At 70.7% G+C, this 18,994-nt stretch carries 11 protein-coding genes and 1 pseudogene; 5 read left to right on the top strand and 7 right to left on the bottom strand.

All coding sequences use genetic code 11. The features are described from left to right. Nucleotides 1–9: 9 nt before the first annotated feature. Nucleotides 10–912, bottom strand: a complete 903-nt coding sequence (gene rsmI, locus LNW73_RS19485; protein WP_250990778.1) for a 16S rRNA (cytidine(1402)-2'-O)-methyltransferase — start codon at nt 910–912, stop codon at nt 10–12. A 219-nt stretch (nt 913–1,131) separates the two neighbouring features. Between rsmI and LNW73_RS19480 the strand changes: the two genes are divergently transcribed. The 4 genes from LNW73_RS19480 to LNW73_RS19465 all read left to right on the top strand — a co-directional run bounded on the left by LNW73_RS19480 (nt 1,132) and on the right by LNW73_RS19465 (nt 7,554). Then, a complete protein-coding gene (locus tag LNW73_RS19480) occupies nt 1,132–2,940 on the top strand; it encodes a dolichyl-phosphate-mannose--protein mannosyltransferase (RefSeq protein ID WP_285370434.1) in 1,809 nt (602 codons plus the stop codon). A gap of 276 nt (nt 2,941–3,216) precedes the next feature. Continuing rightward, nucleotides 3,217–4,698 (top strand): type IV toxin-antitoxin system AbiEi family antitoxin domain-containing protein, encoded by a 1,482-nt coding sequence (locus tag LNW73_RS19475; protein WP_250990777.1) that lies wholly within the window; start codon nt 3,217–3,219, stop codon nt 4,696–4,698. Between the two features lie 5 nt (nt 4,699–4,703). Further along, nucleotides 4,704–5,669 (top strand): nucleotidyl transferase AbiEii/AbiGii toxin family protein, encoded by a 966-nt coding sequence (locus LNW73_RS19470; RefSeq protein ID WP_250990776.1) that lies wholly within the window; start codon nt 4,704–4,706, stop codon nt 5,667–5,669. A 265-nt stretch (nt 5,670–5,934) separates the two neighbouring features. Continuing rightward, nucleotides 5,935–7,554, top strand: a complete 1,620-nt coding sequence (locus tag LNW73_RS19465; protein WP_250990775.1) for a penicillin-binding transpeptidase domain-containing protein — start codon at nt 5,935–5,937, stop codon at nt 7,552–7,554. A gap of 27 nt (nt 7,555–7,581) precedes the next feature. Here LNW73_RS19465 and LNW73_RS19460 read toward each other — a convergent pair. The 6 genes and pseudogenes from LNW73_RS19460 to LNW73_RS19435 all read right to left on the bottom strand — a co-directional run bounded on the left by LNW73_RS19460 (nt 7,582) and on the right by LNW73_RS19435 (nt 15,400). Further along, nucleotides 7,582–8,825: pseudogene (locus LNW73_RS19460) on the bottom strand (serine hydrolase domain-containing protein). Nucleotides 8,826–9,025: 200 nt separating this feature from the next. After that, nucleotides 9,026–10,825: a glycoside hydrolase family 6 protein gene (locus LNW73_RS19455; protein ID WP_250990774.1), complete on the bottom strand. Its 1,800-nt coding sequence runs from the start codon at nt 10,823–10,825 to the stop codon at nt 9,026–9,028. A 217-nt stretch (nt 10,826–11,042) separates the two neighbouring features. Then, a complete protein-coding gene (locus LNW73_RS19450) occupies nt 11,043–12,698 on the bottom strand; it encodes an FAD-binding dehydrogenase (RefSeq protein ID WP_250990773.1) in 1,656 nt (551 codons plus the stop codon). A 43-nt stretch (nt 12,699–12,741) separates the two neighbouring features. Then, nucleotides 12,742–13,536 carry an energy-coupling factor ABC transporter ATP-binding protein gene (locus LNW73_RS19445; RefSeq protein ID WP_250976268.1) on the bottom strand — a complete coding sequence of 265 codons (795 nt, stop codon included), beginning with the start codon at nt 13,534–13,536 and terminating at the stop codon, nt 12,742–12,744. After that, nucleotides 13,533–14,297 (bottom strand): cobalt ECF transporter T component CbiQ, encoded by a 765-nt coding sequence (gene cbiQ / locus LNW73_RS19440; protein WP_250976269.1) that lies wholly within the window; start codon nt 14,295–14,297, stop codon nt 13,533–13,535. The genes LNW73_RS19445 and cbiQ overlap by 4 nt, the downstream gene beginning before the upstream one ends. 2 nt (nt 14,298–14,299) lie before the next feature. Then, the gene (locus tag LNW73_RS19435; RefSeq protein ID WP_250976270.1) at nt 14,300–15,400 is read right to left on the bottom strand and encodes an energy-coupling factor ABC transporter permease; all 1,101 of its coding nucleotides are present in this window, start codon (nt 15,398–15,400) and stop codon (nt 14,300–14,302) included. Nucleotides 15,401–15,536: 136 nt separating this feature from the next. Here LNW73_RS19435 and LNW73_RS19430 point away from each other — a divergent pair, with 136 nt between their 5' ends. Then, the gene (locus tag LNW73_RS19430) at nt 15,537–18,992 is read left to right on the top strand and encodes a S41 family peptidase (protein ID WP_250990772.1); all 3,456 of its coding nucleotides are present in this window, start codon (nt 15,537–15,539) and stop codon (nt 18,990–18,992) included. Nucleotides 18,993–18,994: the final 2 nt, after the last annotated feature.

Raw genomic sequence — 18,994 nt, 5'->3', positions numbered from 1 at the left:
GCCCGGTTCTCAGGCCCCCGCAGGCGCTCCGGGCGCCTTCTCCGCCGCCTTGGCCGCGTTCTTCGCCGCCACCACCGCGTCGAACACATCGCGCTTCGGCAGACCGAGCTCCGCCGCGACAGCCACGATCGCCTCCTTGCGGCGCTCCCCCGCCTCCTCGCGCACCATCACCCGGCGCACCAGTTCGGCCGGGCCGAGGTCCGACGGCCCGCGCTCCGGGGCGCCCTCCACGACGACGGTGATCTCGCCGCGCACGCCCTCCGCCGCCCAGGCGGCCAGTTCCTTGAGCGGGCCGCGCTTGATCTCCTCGTACGTCTTGGTCAGCTCACGGCACACCGCCGCGCGGCGGTCGGGACCGAACGCCTCCGCCATCGCGGCCAGCGTGTCGTCGATCCGGTGCGGCGCCTCGAAATACACCAGCGTGCGGCGGTCGTCGGCCACCTCGCGCAGCCGCGCCAGCCGCTCCCCCGCCTTGCGCGGCAGGAAGCCCTCGAAGCAGAACCGGTCGACGGGCAGCCCGGAGAGCGCCAGCGCCGTCAGCACCGCCGACGGGCCCGGCACCGCCGTGACCCTGATGCCCTTCTCCACGGCCGCCGCCACCAGCCGGTAGCCGGGGTCGGAGACGGACGGCATGCCCGCGTCGGTGACGAGCAGGACGCGGGCGCCGTTCTCCAGCGCCTCGACCAGCTCGGGGGTACGGGCGCTCTCGTTGCCCTCGAAGTACGAGACGACCCGGCCGGTCGTGTGCACGCCGAGGCCCTGCGTCAGCCGGCGCAGCCGCCGGGTGTCCTCCGCGGCGATCACTTCCGCCGCGAGCAGTTCGGCGGCGAGGCGCGGTGGCGCGTCCTGGATGTCGCCGATGGGGGTCCCCGCCAGAACCAGTACGCCTACGCCTGCCGCTGAGCTAGTCACGGGTCCAGCTTCCCACCCACCCGCCCTTTGCCCTCAATCGGCGGGCGGCCTGGGGGTGGGGGTGCGGTTGGCCGCAGATCCCCCGGCTACCGCTGGGAGGTGCCCCCGGGGGCGCTGAACTGCTGACAGGAAACTGACAGGAAGGGGGAAAAGGACGGCTTCTCGTCAGCAGTGGGTGGGTTCGGGGGTGGAATCCGCATGCCCGGGACCCGAACCGGCATGCGACATCCCTACGATGGCCCGGTGACCAGTGACACCGCGACTCAGGCCGAGCGGGACGAGGGCCTCCTCCTCCCGGAGCCGCAGCCCAGCCCATGGCAGCGGCGGCTGCGCCGCTTCGGCTATACCGAGCGGCCGCATGTGGACGTCCGCGAGCGCCTCGTGGTGCCGTTCCCGGAGCCGGGGACCCGGCTGTGGGGCTCGCTGGGCCTCGGCCAGGCGGCCGCGTCGAGGGTGGCGCGGCTGACCGGATGGGGCGGTCCGCTGCTGGTGGCGCTGATGGCGGGCCTCATCCGCTTCTGGCACCTGGGCACCCCGCACGCGGTGATATTCGACGAGACGTATTACGCGAAGGACGCGTGGTCGCTGCTCCAGTACGGCTACGAAGGCACCTGGACCGACGGCAAGATCTCCAATCCGCAGATCCTGGCCGATCCCCAGATCATCCCGCTGTCGCCCGATCCGGGCTATGTGGTGCACCCGCCGGTCGGCAAGTGGGTCATCGCGGTCGGTGAGCAGCTGTTCGGCCTGAACCCGTTCGGCTGGCGGTTCATGGTCGCGCTGCTCGGCACGCTGTCGGTGCTGATGGTGTGCCGGATCGGCCGCCGGCTGTTCCGTTCCACCGCGCTCGGCTGTCTGGCCGGACTGCTGCTGTCGGTGGACGGCCTGCACTACGTGATGAGCCGTACGGCCCTGCTCGACCTGGTCATCATGTTCTTCGCGCTGGCCGCGTTCGGCTGTCTGGTCGTGGACCGCGACTGGTCGCGGGCCCGGCTGGCGGCTGCGCTGCCGGTCGGTGAGGACGGTGTGGCGGGCCCGGACCGCCGGGTCGGGGACCGCGGCGGCATGGGCTGGCGGCCGTGGCGGCTGGCGGCCGGGCTGTTCCTGGGTCTGGCGTGCGCGAGCAAGTGGAACGGTCTGTACTTCCTGGCGGCGTTCGGGCTGATGACGATCCTGTGGGACGCCGGTTCGCGCCGGGTCGCGGGCGCCCGGCGCCCGTACGTGTCGGTGCTGCGCAAGGACACCGGCTGGGCGTTCCTGTCCGTCGTGGTCGTCGCCATCGGCACGTACCTGGTCTCCTGGACCGGCTGGTTCGTGACGAAGGGCGGCTACGGCCGCGACTGGGCGGCCCACCGCAAGGGCCTGTCCCCCGACCACATCAAGCTGCCGCTGATCGGCCGGATCGACCTGCACCAGTTCGACATGACGTGGATGCCGGACGCGCTGCGCAGCCTGTGGCACTACGAGTTCCAGGTCTACCAGTTCAACATCGGCCTCTCCACGCCGCACATGTACCAGTCGAACCCGTGGAGCTGGATGGTCCTGGGCCGGCCCGTCTCCTACTTCTACGAGTCGCCGAAGAACGGCGAGGCCGGCTGCACCGCGGCCAAGGGCTGCGCCCGCGAGATTCTCGCCATCGGCACCCCCCTGCTGTGGTGGTCGGCGTGCTTCGCGCTGCTGTACCTGGTCTACCGCTGGGGCTTCCGCCGCGACTGGCGGGCCGGCGCCATCCTGTGCGCCGCGTTCGCCGGCTGGCTGCCCTGGATGATGTACCAGGACCGCACGATCTTCCTCTTCTACGCGGTCGCCTTCGTCCCCTACCTCTGTCTCGCGGTAGCGATGATGATCGGCTCGATCCTCGGCCCCCCGGGCTCCGACGAACGCCGCCGAATGTGGGGCGCGGTCGGCGCGGGCACACTCGTCCTGCTGATTGTCTGGAACTTCATCTACTTCTTCCCCATCTATACGGGGATGCCGATCTCGATGGACGCCTGGCGTGCCCGGATGTGGTTCGACTCCTGGATCTAGCTGCCACAACACCCCGATGCCGACCGCCGAAGCTCACCGCTTCCCGGTCGGCATCGGTCGTTGCCGGTCATGCTGGGCCGTCCCCGGACGGCCCACAGCCCGACGGCGTGCCTCCCTCAGGCTCGCTGGTAGGCCCGGCCGGGTCTTCGCCTGACCTGTAGGCGCGTGCTCCGCCGAGCCCGCCAGGGCCCCCGAGCCATTACGACGCGGTATCGCCAAGATGGTGTGTAGCCGGAATGGCGCTCACCGGTAGTGGAGGGTCAACAATCAGCACCCATGTGGGACACAGTTTGGACAGCGGTCTCCGCTGTCGCCACGGCGCTCGCCCTCTTGGCGGTTGCTTGGCAGCCGATCCTCACCCGTAGGGCGCTGGGCGTCGCGCACACCGCCCTCACCGTCTCAGAGGCCGTCGCGCTGGATGCCGCCCGAGCGCGGCTGGACGATCAGGCCCCCGAGGTGACCGTTGTCCTCGACGAGGTTCCGTGGCCTCCACTTGATCGCAGCGTTTGCATCATCCTGAGAGAAGCAAACGCTGCGCTACTTGCAACTCCTTGTTACTATTGCTGTATGGATCGGCATGAGGCCCTGAAGACGCTCAACGAGATCGCCGCTGACCAGTGGGGTCTGGTGACGACAGCCCAAGCCGAGGTCGCTGGCGTCTCCCGCGTGAACCTGGCCCGCTTGGCAAGCGTCGACCTGTTGCACCGCGCCGGGCGCAGCGTCTACCAGGTCTCAGGCGCCACACCCACCGCTCACCTGGCCATCAAAGTTGCCTGGCTACGACTAAACCCGGCTATCCCCGCCTGGCAACGTGATCTTGGTGACGAGCACTCTGGAGTCGTTTCTCACGCATCAGCTTGTCAGCTTCACGACCTGGGGGACATTCCAGCCGATGCGGTGCAGATATCCGTCCCCCGACGCCGCACTACCCGAGAGCCAGCCGTTGTCCTCCACCAGGTAGCCGTTCCCGTAGAAGACATCACAATGGTTGACGGCCTGCCGGTCACCACCGTCGAACGCACGATCTGCGACCTTCTCAAATCACGCGCTGACGCGGGGCACGTTGGCCGAATTCTTGCCGAAGCGGACCAGCAAGACCTCATCGATACCCGAACCCTCGCCGCCCGGGTCCGGTCTTACACCCACTTCTACGGACTGCCTCGTAATGCCACAGGAACTGATCTTCTGGAAACCCTTGCAGAACAGGCCGGCTTCCTTCTCCGGGATCAGCAACTCGCCACAGCAAGCCGCCAAGGAGCGGTTGCCTCAGCCCTGGCCTACCAAACGCTCCTGCATGAAATCGCGATTCCGACGTCTACTGCCCGAGCACTGCAGGAAGCGGCGCAGACCATCACGCTGAACCCCGCCTTTATGGAATCAGTCAACAAAATAGTCTCGGGTGCCCCAGCCATGCAAGGCATTCAGGAGGCGATGAAGGCTATTTCACTAAACCAAGAGGCGCTGCATAATCAAGCGTTGAGCCGTTCCATACTGCAGGCACTTCAGGAGGCAACACGAGGGCTGACGGTACTGCCTCCCTCAGTCCAGGAGTCTTTGCGCAACCTGGCGATGGGCGGCCCGGGGCTGCAGGCACTCCAGGAGGCCATGCGGTCCCTCGGCACGCACAACTTCTCAGCCCAGGGGGCATTGAGCACGCGCAGGGCCCTTCCGACAGCCGAACCCGTCGGAGGCGAACCTGACGAGGAGACAGTCGATGACTTCGACGCCTCCGAATCTGCCGCCGCTGAGGGCGACTAGACGACATGCCAATCAGCTGGTCCAAGACCAACGGCCCTGCGGAGTATGCGATCAAGACATACAAAACCCCTCTGGCGTTCGAAACGGCCCTCAAACAGTACGCCAGGGACATCGTCAGGAACCAAAAGAGCGGCACTGTGGACGCGGTGATGCGCGGGTTCTATTTCCAGCGACTTACCGCCCGTGTCTTCCAATCCGACCCGGATGGATGGCTTCTCAAGGGGGGCCAAGCGCTCCTGGTGCGTTACCCAGCAGCGGCGCGCTTGAGTAAGGATATTGACCTCCAACGCCTCACCAACGACAGCAGCATGAACGAGGCCCTGGACGCACTCCTCAACGCGGCCTCCCTCGACCTCAACGACTTTCTCCGCTACATCCCAGGAAGGATCGACCGCCACGGCAACGAGAATGGAGGGGTCAAGCAGTCGTTCCAAGTCCTTATCGGCAACAGAAAAGTCGACACCATCCACGTCGACCTCGTCGCCCGGCGCAACATCACCGCCACTCCTCAATCCGCCCAGCTCTACCCCCGACCAGACCTGCCCTGGCCGACAGATTGGCCCACGATCAAGCTCTACCCCCTTGTCGATCACCTGGCCGACAAGATCTGCGCCATGCACGAATGGCATGGCACCGTCCCCTCCGGCCGCTTCCGTGACCTGGCTGACATCCTCCTCATCAGCCAAAACGAAGCCCTCGACGCTGCAGCAACCCACCATGCTCTTCACACGGAGGCATCGCTCCGCCGCGCCAGCAACGGTCCCGAACTCCGCCTGCCCGACCGCTTCGTGACGCCGCACGACGGCTGGCCCGCCGGCTACAGGAGGGCGGCTGCGGATGTCGCGGGCCTCCGAAGCTGCGATACATGGGATACCGCCCTCCCCGCCGCTGAAGCCTTCCTCGCGCCCCTCCTCGGGCCGGCCTTCACCGGCACATGGTGCCCAGAACAGGGCACCTGGAGCCCGGGCTAACCCACTGCAAGGCACTTCTTCCCCATCTACACAGGGATGCCGATCTCGATGGACGCCTGGCGTGCCCGGATGTGGTTCGACTCCTGGATCTGACACCTGAGGGCCCCTCAGGGCGGGTTGAACGGAGTGGCTGGTCCTGGACCCTTGGTCCGAACCTGATATCGACGCGTGCCCGGAATGAGACCCCCTGTGTCACTGCCGTCCCGTAAAGTGCGGTGAAGAGCGCTTTCTTTGAACGCGTTCAGTTCACGAGGGGGGACGGGAAATGCAACGGGGTGCCAAGCTCGGCATAGTCGGCGGGGTGGTCGCCGGGATGCTCGGGGTCGCCGGGTACGGGGTCTACAACGTGCTGGACGCGCTCAACAGCGACAGCACGTCGTCGACGAGCAAGGCCGGTTCGGCGAAGAGCACGGCGCCTCCGGACGCCAAGGAGATCACCGAGACGGCGGCCGACTTCCTGGCCGCCTGGGCCGCGGGGGACACCGCGAAGGCCGCGGGCCTCACGGACTCCGTGCAGACCGCCACCACCGCGCTGAGCGGGTACAAGGACAAGGCGCACGTCTCGGCCGTCACGCTCACCCCGGGCACCGCCGTCGGCGCCAAGGTGCCGTTCAACGTGGCCGCCACGCTCTCGTTCCAGGGCAAGACCTCGCCGTGGGCGTACGACTCCGCCCTCACCGTGATCCGGGGCGCGAGCGGCAAGCCGGTCGTGCAGTGGAAGGCCGCGGTCGTGCACCCGAAGCTGGCGGAGGGCGCGAGCCTGGAGACCGGCACCGCCAAACAGGCCACGCTGGACTTCACCGACCGGAACGGCAAGGTCCTCGACGCGGTCAAGTACCCGTCCCTGGGCCGGTTCTTCACCCAGCTGCGGACCAAGTACGGATCCAAGGCGTCGGGTGGCACCCCCGGTGTGGAGACCTGGATCGACGGCGCGGACGGCACCGTGACCGAGACGCTGCACGTCATCGCCAAGGGCACCGGCAGCAAGTTCCCGACCACGCTGGACGCGGACATCCAGGCGGCCGCCGAGAAGGCCGTCCTGAAGCGGTCCGGCTCCGCCGTGACCGCGCTGGACTCGCACAACGGTGGGATCCTGGCCGTCGCCAACAACCCGGCGACCGGGCAGAACCTGGCCTTCGGCGCGCAGATCGCGCCCGGATCCACGTTCAAGGTCCTCACCGCGGCGGCCCTGTTGAAGGCGGGCGTCAAGCCCGGCGACCCGGTGTCCTGCGCGGTGCAGTACGCCGCTCCGCAGGGCAAGCCGTACACGAACGTGGAGAAGAGCTCGAACCCGAAGGCGGACTTCCGCTGGGACTTCGCGAACTCCTGCAACACCGGCTTCGTCAGACTCTCGGACGAGATCAAGCCCGACACCCTGCCGTCCGTCGCCCGTGACAGTTTCGGCATCGGTCCCGCGTGGAACTGCGGTGTGCAGTGCCTCGAGGGCAAGGTGCCCGGCGGTACCGGTGACGAGAAGACCTCGGAGATGATCGGCCAGGGCCAGCTCCAGATGAACCCGCTCACCGTCGCCTCGATCGGGGCCACCGCCTCCACCGGCAGCTTCCACCAGCCGAGGATGGTGCCGCTGGACGTGATCGGCGCACCGGTCGCGAAGGCCGGCGGGCTCCCGTCCGGCGTCACCAGCGACCTGCGGTCGATGATGCACACCACGGCCGTCAGCGGAACCGCCGCCCAGGCGATGAGCGGTCTGCAGAGCAGCGGTTGCGGCGCCAAGACCGGTTCGGCGGAGGCCGGCGCCACCCAGCCCAACGGCTGGTTCCTCGGCTACTGCGGCGACGTGTCGGTGGCGGCCGTCGTCCTCAACGGCGGCCACGGCGGGGACTCCGCAGGACCCATCGTCGCGGCCGTCCTCAAGGCCTCGTAACCCGCGCGCAACCGGCGGAAGCCCCCGCTACCGCAGCGCCGCCAGGCAGTCCCGTACCGCCCGGAGCAGGGCCTGGGCGCGGGGGTCGGAGGTGACGTTCTTCTGCATGCCGTTGGTGATGTAGCCGAAGCCGATGCCGGCGTCCGGGTCCGCGAAGGCCAGCGGGCCGCCGCGGCCGGGGTGGCCGAACGAGGCCGGGCCGAGGAACGGGGAGGCCGGCCCGTGCAGCATGTAGCCGAGGCCGAACCGGGTGTTGACGACCAGCACCTGGTCCGGCCCCTCGGACTCGACGGTGCGGGCGCCGGTGACGGTGGCCGGCGCGAAGAGCATCCTGCTCTCGGCGTCGCTCGCCAGGTACCCGTCCACGTTGCCTATCAGGGCCGCGTAGAAGCGGGCCAGTGAGCGGGCGGTGGCGATGCCGTTGGAGGCCGCCAGCTCGCCGGCCCGGTAGGCCGGGTCGTTCTCGTCCGGGAGCGGGGTGATTGCGGCGAAGGCCCGGCGGGTGAGGGATTCCGGGTTCGCGTAGGCGTCGTGGACGGACTGCTTGGGGCGGGCGCGCAGCCCGCTCGCGGCGGGCGCGGGCGGCGGCGGGACGTCGGCGATCCGCCCGACGCGGTGGGCCTCGCCGGGCGGCAGGCCCACCCACAGGTCCAGCCCGAGCGGCCGGGTGATCTCCTCGGCGATGTACCGGCCGAGGCTGCGCCCCGACGCCCGCTGGACGATCTCGCCGAGCAGCCAGCTGTAGGTCTGGGCGTGGTAGCCGTGGGTGGTGCCCGGCGCGAAGAGCGGGGCCTGCGCGGCGACGGCGCGGGGGCCGGACACCCCGTCGAGGGCCTGTTCCGGGGTGAGGGGCACATCGAGCGCGGGAACGCCGGCGCGGTGCGCGAGGACGTCCCGTACGGTCACCCGGTCCTTGCCCGCGGCCTTGAAGGCGGGCCAGTACGTACCGACCGGCGCGTCCAGGTCGAGTTGGCCGCGCTGGTGGAGCAGGAGCAGGCAGGCCGCCGCCGGGCCCTTGGTGGCGGACCGGACGACCTGCGCGGTGTCCTCCTGCCAGGGCTCGTCGCCGTCGGGGCGGCCGTGCCCGCCCACAGGTCGACGACCTTGCGGCCGTCGCGGTAGAGGGCGAAGGCCGCGCCGCGGTCACCGCGCTGCTCGAAGTTGCGTGCGAACGCCTCGCGGACCGGCTCGAAGCCGTCCGTCACCGTCCCATGGACGTCCACCACCGTTGTCGCTCCCGCTCCGCGCCCGACATGAATCCGCACCCCCATGGTGCACGGCGCACCCCCACATCCCAACCCCGGCCTTCCCCGATACCTTCCGGGACCTTCCGATACCTTCCGGGACCTTCGGGAACGGGCATGAGCCGCGCCCCGCTCGTGGAATCCGAGCGGGGCGCGGCCGGGACCGGCGGCAGGACCGGACGCGGGACCGGGAGCAGGGCCCGGGAGCAGGCCTGGCCCGGGAGCGGTTACAGCGCCGGGTAGGCGTTCTTCATGAGCTCCTGGAACTGGGCGGAGAACCAGTGGCCGGAGAGCGGCGCGTTCGGGAGGGCGCCCGAGAGGTTGTTGCCGTTGCGGGCGTTGCCACCGTAGGTCGGGTCGCACATCCGGTCGAAGCCCTTGCCCTCGTCGTTCGCGATCGCGGTGCTGGAGCCGTCCGACTCACCCGGAGGCTTGACCCAGACGTACGCGTCGATGCCGGCGGCCGGAGCCGCGGTGGGACGCTCGCCGAGGCCGGCGCCGGACTGGTTGCACCAGTTGCCGAGGTGGATGCGGCGGTCGAGCTTGCCGCCGTTGACGTACGTGTCCACGCTGGTCGTCGCCCCCGGTCCGGTGGGCCGGGCCGTGCCGCCCCAGCCGTTGCGGGAGGTGTCGATCAGCATCCCGATGTTCGCGTTGAAGCCGGCCTGGATCAGCCGGTTGCGGAACCCCTGCGCGTACGACAGCTCGTCGACGTAGCGGTTCCAGTCGACCCACTTGGACTGGCGCACGGAGGTGCCGTTCACCGAGTCGTCGATGGTGTAGTACGGCTCGTGCAGGATGCCGTAGTTGGCGGTGTTGGTGATGAAGCCGGTGACGTTGTCGACGGTTCCGCCGTTGGCCTTGGCGACCTGGGCGAAGAGGTCAGCGGAGGCGCCGAAGTTGTCGTCCCAGCCGAGCCAGCCGTGGTGGCCGGCGTCGATGTAGTTGTAGACGTTGGGGATCGCGCCGAGCTTCCTGAGCGCGTAGCTGACGCCGTTGACGTAGTTGCCGTTCGCCTTCATCGTGTCGCAGGCGGCGGTGGCGGTCGGGCGGCCGCTGGTGTTGGTGACCAGGTTCGGCAGCGAGTCGATCTCGATGATCGGCACGATGCGCAGGTTCGCGTACGCCGGGTCGGCGAGGATCGCGGCGATCGGGTCGATGAACTCGCTCTGGTAGCGCGGGAGGTCGTTCGGCCCGAGTTCGCCGTTGGAGGCGAGGGCGGCGCAGTCACGGCCCGGCAGGTCGTAGATGACCAGCTGGATGGTGAGCGGCTGTCCCGCGGCCTGGGTGACCGCCTTGTTCAGATGGGCGCGCAGGCCCATGCCGCCGCCCACGCCGTTGATCGCGGCGATGCGGTCGAGCCATACGGCGGTCGGCTGGTTGGCGATACGGCTGCCGCCGGCCTCGGCCGCGGCCTTCGCGGACCACTCGGGATTGACGTAACTCTTGGCGCCCGCGTACGGGTTGTCGACCCGGGTGCCGGGCGGCGGGGTGGTGGGCGGCGTCGTGGGCGGAGTGGTCGGCGGGGTGGTCGGTGGCGTCGTGGGGGGTGTGGTCGGCGTGCCGCCGTTGCAGGCGACGCCGTTGAGCGTGAAGGCGGTGGGGCTCGTGTTCGTGCCGCTGTAGGAGCCGTTGAAGCCGAAGTTCGTGGAACCGCCGGTCGCCAGGGTCCCGTTGTACGACAGGTTCTTGGCGGTGACGGCGGCGGCGCTCTGCGCGATGTCCGCGTTCCAGCCCTGGGTGACCTTCTGGTTGCCGGCGAACGACCAGCCCAGCGTCCAAGAAGTGACCGCGGGGCCGGTGTTGGTGACGGTCACCTGGGTGGTGAAGCCGGTGTCCCACTGGTTCTGCACCGTATACGCGACCGTGCATCCGGCGACCGCGTCCGTGGCGGCCGAGGCGTCGGTGGCGGTGAACGCGGCCGCGGTCCCGCCCGCGGTGGCGATGAGGAGACCTGCGGCCAGCACGGCCGTACGGCGGTGTCGTGGCGGTGGTAGCTGGCGTGGCTGTTGCGCTGCGGCTCTCATGTGCGGACTACCTCCGGGGTGGGGGTGAGCTTTCAAGTCGTCGGGGGAGGTGGTGCGTTGATGCCTGGTGCGGTTACACGCTCTTAACGTGGGAGCGCTCCCATAGTTGGGCGTTGGCCAAGTCCTGTCAACGCTTCGAACAGAACCGCCGCCGGCCGGAAACCCGGCCCGCCCCTACGCGATCGCCGTTTACGCGGTAGCCGTTTACGCGGTAGCCCTACGCCGTCGCCGCTGCCGCCGCCCGCCCCGCCGTACGCCCGGAGAAGATGCAGCCGCCGAGGAACGTGCCCTCCAGCGAGCGGTAGCCGTGCATGCCCCCGCCGCCGAACCCGGCCGCCTCGCCCGCCGCGTACAGCCCGCCGAACGGTTCCCCGCCCGCGCGCAGCACCCGTCCGTCGAGGTCGGTCTCCAGTCCGCCGAGCGACTTGCGGGTCAGGATGTTCAGCCGGACGGCGATCAGCGGGCCCGCCTTCGGGTCCAGGATCCGGTGCGGCGACGCCGTGCGGATCAGCTTGTCGCCGAGGTAGTTGCGCGCTCCGCGCATCGCCATGACCTGGAGGTCCTTGGTGAACGTGTTCGCGATCTCCCGGTCCCGCGCCTCGATCTCACGGCGCAGCGCGGTCTCGTCGATCAGCGCGTCCTTGGTGATCGCGTTCATCCCCCGGACCAGCGCCGGCAGGTCCTTCTCGACCACGAAGTCGGGGCCGTGCTTCTTGAAGGCCTCGACGGGTCCGGTCGCGCCCGGCAGCGCGCGCTTGAGCACCTCGCGCACGCTCTTGCCCGTCAGGTCCGGGTTCTGCTCGGAGCCCGAGAGCGCGAACTCCTTCTCGATGATCTTCTGGGTGAGGACGAACCACGTGTAGTCGTAGCCCGTCGTCATGATGTGCTCCAGCGTCCCCAGCGTGTCGAACCCCGGGAACAGCGGCACCGGCAGCCGCTCGCCGCGCGCGTTCAGCCACAGCGACGACGGGCCCGGCAGGATCCGGATGCCGTGCCGCGCCCAGATCGGGTCCCAGTTCTCGATGCCCTCGGTGTAGTGCCACATCCGGTCGCCGTTGATCAGGTTCGCGCCGGCGGCACCGGCCGTGCCGAGCATCAGGCCGTCGACGTGCGCCGGGACGCCGGACAGCAGCTTCTCGGGGGGCGTGCCCAGCCGGGCGGGCCAGCTCTTCCGCACGAGGTCGTGGTTGCCGCCGATGCCTCCGGAGGTGACGATCACGGCCTGCGCCGTCAGGGTGAACGCCTCGAGCACCTCGCGCGAACTGGCCTCACCGCGCTGCGCGCCGTCGGCGACCAGGATCTCGCCGGTCACGCCGTCGACCGTGCCGTCGGTGGTGTTCAGCCCGGTCACCCGGTGCCGGAACCGCAGTTCGACGCGGCCCCGCGCGACCGCTTCGCGCACCTGGCGGACGAACGGCTCGATGATGCCGGGGCCGGTGCCCCAGGTGATGTGGAAGCGCGGCACCGAGTTGCCGGGGCCGGTCGCCAGGAAGCCGCCGCGTTCGGCCCAGCCGACCACCGGGAAGAAGCGCACGCCGCGCTCGTGCAGCCAGGCGCGCTTCTCGCCCGCGGCGAAGTCCACATACGCCTCGGCCCACTTGCGCGGCCAGTGGTCCTCCGGACGGTCGAAGCCGGCGGTGCCCATCCAGTCCTGGAGGGCCAGCTCCGGGCTGTCCTTGATGCGCATCCGGCGCTGCTCGGGCGAGTCGACCAGGAACAGCCCGCCGAACGACCAGAACGCCTGCCCGCCGAACGACGCCTCGGGTTCCTGGTCCACCAGGATCACCTTGCGGCCCGCCGCGGCCAGCTCTGCTGTCGCCACCAGCCCGGAGAGCCCTGCTCCTACGACGATGACGTCCGCGTCCATTGCCATGGCGGTGCCCTCCGGGTGCGGTGGTCGGATGCTCGGGGGCACGTTACCTCGCGGTAGGGGCCGTCACCGAGCGGGGGTTGAAGCCGAAGGGCAGTTCGAGCCGGTGCGCCCGCATCAGGTCCTCGTCGCAGAGGAGTTCCTGGGTGCGGCCGTCGGCGGTGATGACGCCGTCGCTGAGGACGACCGCGCGGGGGCAGAGCTCCAGGGCGTACGGGAGGTCGTGGGTGACCATCAGGACGGTGACGTCCAGCGAGCGGAGGATGTCGGCCAGCTCGCGGCGGGACGCGGGGTCGAGATTGGACGAGGGCTCGTCCAGGACCAGGATCTCCGGGCGCATCGCGAGCACGGTGGCCACCGCGACCCGGCGGCGCTGTCCGAAGGACAGGTGGTGCGGCGGGCGGGCCGCGAAGTCGGCCATCCCGACCTGGTCGAGGGCGGTCATGACGCGCGCCTCCAGCTCCGGGCCGCGCAGGCCCCCGGCGGCGGGGCCGAAGGCGACGTCCTCGCGGACGGTCGGCATGAAGAGCTGGTCGTCGGGGTCCTGGAAGACGATGCCGACCCGGCGGCGGATCTCGGCGAGGTGCTTCTTGCCGACGGGCAGACCGCCGACGGTGACCGTCCCGGCGCCGCCGGTCAGGATCCCGTTGAGGTGCAGGACGAGGGTGGTCTTGCCCGCGCCGTTGGGGCCGAGCAGCGCCACCCGCTCACCGCGGGCGACGCTCAGGTCGACGCCGAAGAGGGCCTGGTGACCGTCGGGGTAGGCGAAGGCGAGGCCGCGCACGTCCAGCGAGGGAGGCATCGTGCCGGCGGTCGGGTCACGGGTCAGTTCGGTGGTCATCTCAGCGTCCATCCTGTCAGGCAGACGGCCAGGGCCAGTACGGGGAGCACGGCGGCGTGCGACCACTGGGTGCGGGTGGCGGTGACGTCGTCGATGACGGGCATCGTGCCGGTGTAGCCGCGGCTGACCATCGCCAGGTGGACGCGTTCACCGCGTTCGTAGGAGCGGATGAACAGCGCGCCCGCGGACTTCGCGAGGACCGGCCAGTGCCGGATGCCGCGGGCCTGGAAGCCGCGCGATTCCCGGGCGATCCGCATCCGCCGCATCTCGTCGGTGATGACATCGCCGTAGCGGATCATGAAGGACGCGATCTGGACGAGGAGCGGCGGCATCCGCAGCCGCTGGAGGCCCAGCAGCAGCTCGCGCAGTTCGGTGGTGGCGGCGAGCAGGACGGACGCGGCGACCCCGAGGGTGCCCTTGGCCAGCACGTTCCAGGCGCCCCACAGGCCGCTCTCGCTCAGCGACATGCCGAGGACGTGGACCTGCGGGCCGGTCGCGACGAACGGCAGCAGGACGGCGAAGGCCACGAACGGCACCTCGATGACGAGCCTGCGGAGCAGGAACGCGATCGGGACGCGGGCGCGGAACGCGACGGCCACGAGCAGGACCGCGTACAGGCCGAAGGCCCACATCGCCTCGCGCGGGGTGGAGACCACGACGAGGACGAAGCCGAAGACGGCCGCGATCTTGCAGTGCGGGGGCATCCCGTGCACGGGCGAGTGCCCGTGCCGGTAGAGCCGGTGTGCGTGTCCCGCGCCCATGGTCAGGCCCCCTGGCCCTGGATCGGGTGGACGGTGTGCGTGCGGCGGCGCCGTACGACGATGAAGACGCCGGAGCCGACGGTCAGGGTCGCGCCGACGCCGATGACCCCGGCGAGGCCGCCCGACAGCCGGGCGTCGCCGACGTCCTTGACGCTGTAGCCCGCGAGCGGGGAGTCGTCGGTCGCGTGCGGCTTGGCCTTCTCGTCGATGCCCTTGTCGTGCGCGACCTTCTCCAGGCCGTCGGGGCTGGCGGAGGCGTAGTAGCTGACGCCGCCCGCGAGGGCCAGCGCCGCGATCAGGCCCGCGATCCAGACCGGCCGGTTGGAACGGCCGGCGGGGGCCGGGGAGGTCACGACGGCGGCGGGCGCCGGGGTGGCCACGGTCACGGCGGCCGGACGGGCCTCGCCCGGCACCAGCGGGGCGCCGGTCGGCGTGGTGCGCAGCTCCAGCGGCTTGCTCAGCCCCCTGGCGCCGTAGACCAGGTCGGGGCGGACGGCGACGACCGCGCCGACGGTGGCGGCGGTGATCGCGGCCTCGCCGATGCCGATCAGCACATGGACGCCGACCATCGCGGTGGCGACCTTGCCGATCGGCACGTCGGTGGTGCCGCCGAGCCAGTAGATCGTGGTGAAGGCGACGGCGGCGGCCGGCACCGAGACGACCGCGGCGGCGAACGAGGCGACGGTGATGGAGGCGCGGCTGCGCGGCAGCACCTTCACGAGGCCGCGGAAGATCGCGTAGGCGACGACGGTCGTCACGATCGCCATGTCGGTGATGTTGGTGCCGAGCGCGGTGAGCCCGCCGTCCGCGAACAGGACGCCCTGCATCAGCAGGACCACGGACACGCACAGGACCCCTGTGTAGGGGCCGACGAGAATCGCCGCGAGCGCGCCGCCCAGCAGATGGCCGCTGGTGCCGGCGGCCACCGGGAAGTTCAGCATCTGCACGGCGAAGATGAAGGCGGCCACCAGGCCCGCGAGCGGCGCGGTGCGCTCGTCCAGCTCGCGGCGGGCGCCGCGCAGGCTGATCGCGACGGCCGCGACGGCCACGACACCGGTCGCCGCCGACACCGGGGTGTCGATGAATCCGTCGGGTACGTGCATGGGGGTCCCCTCAAGTACTGCCTGGTCAACCGTTCGATGATAGTGGCTACCTGCAACTGATGTGCAAGAGCGGTTCAGGTGCATCGGGAGCGCGTACGAGTTGCCCGCGCCCCCCATGCCCAGAACCATGGGGTAGGTGAGCGATGGCGCGTATCTCCGGTATCCGCACATTCACGGCGAACTGCTGTGCTTCGTCGCCGAGGACGACGTCTGGGTCGCACCCCTGGGGCGGCCGGGCGGCGTTCCCGGCCGGGCCTGGCGGGTCACGGCCGACCGCACGAGGGTCGGCTCGCCGCGCTTCTCGCCGGACGGCTCCGCCATCGCCTTCACCTCGTGGCGCAGTCTGGACCCGGAGATCCATCTCGCCCCGGTGGACGGCGGCCCGGCCCGCCGGCTGACGTACTGGGGCAGCTTCGACACCCGGGTGTGCTCCTGGACGCCCGACGGGCAGATCCTCGCGGTCTCCTCGCACGGCCAGCCGTTCTCGTACTTCTCCTGGGCCCACAGCGTGCCGACCGACGGTGGTCCCGGCGGCCGGCTGCCGTGGGGCCCGGTCTCGGACATCGCGGTGAGCGACGTCGCCGGGGAGCGCCACACTCTGCTGCTGAGCGGCACCCCGCCGCACGAGCCGCACGCCTGGAAGCGGTACCGGGGCGGTGCGACGGGGCGGCTGTGGCTGCACGGCGAGCGGCTGGTGCCGACGATCGACGGGCATCTGAACTCACCGATGTTCGTGGGCGACCGTATTTGCTTCCTCTCCGACCACGAGGGCGTCGGCAATCTCTACTCGTGCGCGCCGGACGGTACGGACCTGCGCCGCCACACCGACCACGCGGACTTCTACGCCCGCAGCGCCTCGACCGACGGGGAGCGGGTCGTCTACCAGTGCGCGGGCGAGCTGTGGATCGTCGACGACCTCTCCCCCGGCGCCCGGCCCCGCAAGCTGGACGTCCGGCTGGGCGGCCCGCGCGCCGGCCGGCGGCCCTACCAGGTGCCCGCCGCGTCGAACCTGGACGGCCTGGCCTGCGACCGGACCGGCCGCGCCAGCGCGGTCTGCGTCCGCGGCAGCCTGTACTGGCTGACCCACCGCGACGGACCGGCCCGCACCATCGCCGACGAGCCGGGCGCGCGCGTCCGGCTGCCCGAGATGCTCGGGGACACCGGCCGGATCGCCTTCGTCACGGACGCGGAGGGCGAGGACGGCATCGAGATCGCCCATCTGCCGGGCCGGGCCAGCCGTCCGGCGGTCCGCGCGGCGCTGGAGGGCCTCGACGAGGACGACGAAGGCAACGGCAACGCCCTGGACGAGGACGATGAGGAGACCGCCACTCCCCTGAACACCCCCGCGATCTCCACCGGCACCGCCGGCCGCGCCGCCGTCACCGGCACCGGGCCCCGGCTCGGCGTCGGCGAGCTGGGCCGCGTACTGGAGCTGGTCTCGTCCCCCGACGGCCGGACCCTGGCCGTCGCCGCGAACGACGGGCGGCTGCTGCTCGTCGCCACCGGCGAAGGGGGCGATGCGGGCGGAAACGGCGAGGGGGACGACGACGGCGACGGCTTCGTGACCGATCCGGACCACGCGAGCAGCTCGTCCGGGACCGTGGCCGAGCTGATCAGGTCCACGAACGGACCCGTGCGCGACCTCGCGTTCTCCCCCGACTCGGCCTGGCTGACCTGGTCCCACCCCGGGATCGGCCGGTCGCTGCGCTCGGTGAAGATCGCCAAGCTCGCGGACCGCACGATCATCGACGTGACGAACGGCCGCTTCGAGGACGAGCAGCCGGTCTTCACCCTCGACGGCCGCTATCTGGCGTTCCTGTCCTGGCGCGGCTTCGACCCGGTCTACGACGTGCACACCGGCGACCTGTCGTTCCCGCTCGGCTGCCGCCCTTACCTCGTACCGCTGAACTCCGCGACGCCGTCACCGTTCGCGCTGCCCGTCGACGGCCGCCCGATCGGCGGCGGTCTCGACCCGGCGGAGAGCGGCGGGGACGGTCCGGTGGTGGTCGAGACGGAGGGACTGGCGAGCCGGGTCACGCCGTTCCCGGTCCCGGCGTCCAAGTACTCGGCGCTGGAGCCGGTGCACGACGGCCTGGTGTGGCTGCGCTGGCCGATCTCCGGCGCGCTCGGCGAGACGTTCACCAACCCGACGGACCCCTCCGCGCGCCCGACCCTGGAGTACTTCAACCTGGGCAAGTCCAAGCGGACCGAGCTCGTCCATCACATGGACTGGTACGCGGTCAGCGGGGACGGCAAGCGGCTGGCGGTCTTCGACGAGGGCGAACTGGCCGTGCTCCCGGCCACCGAGCGCGGCGACGACGACTCGACGGTCTTCGTCGACATGCGGCGGATCCTGCACGAGGTCGACCCGCCCTCGGAATGGCAGCAGTCCTACGCCGAGGCCGGCCGGCTCATCCGGGACTACTTCTGGGCCCCCGACATGTGCGGCATCGACTGGCCCGCGATCCTCGACCAGTACCGGCCGCTGGTCGAACGGGTCGCCACCCCCGACGAGTTCGCCGATCTGCTGCGCGAGCTCCTCGGCGAGCTGGGCACCTCGCACGCCTACGTCAGCCCCGCCCGCCGCAACGAGGGCCCGGCGCACTACCAGCGGCCGATCGGACTGCTCGGCGCCAACTTCCAGCACAACAAGGACGGTACGTGGACGGTGGCGCGGATCCTGCCCGGTGAGTCCTCGGACTCCAAGGCCCGCTCGCCACTGGCCGGCACCGGGATCCGCGAGGGCGCGGTGCTCACCCATGTCGACGGGCGCCCCGTCGACCCGTGCGCGGGACCGTATCCGCTGCTTGCGGGCGCGGGCGGCACGACCGTGGAGCTGACCTTCACCCCGCCCGGCGAGGGGCATCCGCGCCGGGTCGCCGTCGTCCCGCTGGTCGACGAACGGCCGCTGCGCTACCAGGACTGGGTCGCCAAACGGCGGGCCGTCGTACGGAATCTGAGCGGCGGCCGGTGCGGCTATCTGCACATCCCCGACATGGGCGGCTCCGGCTGGGCGCAGTTCAACCGCGATCTGCGGATGGAGGTCGCCTACGAGGCGCTCATCGTGGACGTCCGGGGCAACGCCGGCGGGCACATCAGCGAACTCGTCGTCGAGAAGCTCACCCGCACCATCCTCGGCTGGGACCTGACCCGCAACGCGCAGCCCGTCTCGTACGCGAGCCAAGCGCCGCGCGGTCCGGTCGTCGCGCTCGCCGACGAGGCGACCTCGTCCGACGGCGACATGATCACCGCCGCGTTCAAACTGCTGGGCCTCGGCCCGGTGGTGGGGCTGCGGACGTGGGGCGGCGTGGTCGGGATGACCGGCCGGCACAAGCTGGGGGACGGCACGGTGATCACGGTGCCGATGAACGCGGGCTGGTTCGACGCGTACGGGTGGGGCGTCGAGAACTACGGCGTCGACCCCGATGTCGAGTCGCTGCGCACCCCGTTGGACTGGGCGGAGGGGCGGCACGCCCAACTGGACGTGGCCGTCGACACGGCCCTCGCGCTGCTGGCCGAACATCCCGCCGTCACCCCGCCGGACCTCTCCCGGCGCCCGGACCGCCGCCGCCCGCCGCTGCCGCCGCGCTGATC

Source organism: Streptomyces sp. RKAG337 (assembly GCF_023701715.1).
GTDB lineage: Bacteria > Actinomycetota > Actinomycetes > Streptomycetales > Streptomycetaceae > Actinacidiphila.
The sequence above is the reverse complement of the archived record's forward strand: the minus strand, read 5'-3'. Positions and strand labels throughout refer to the sequence as shown.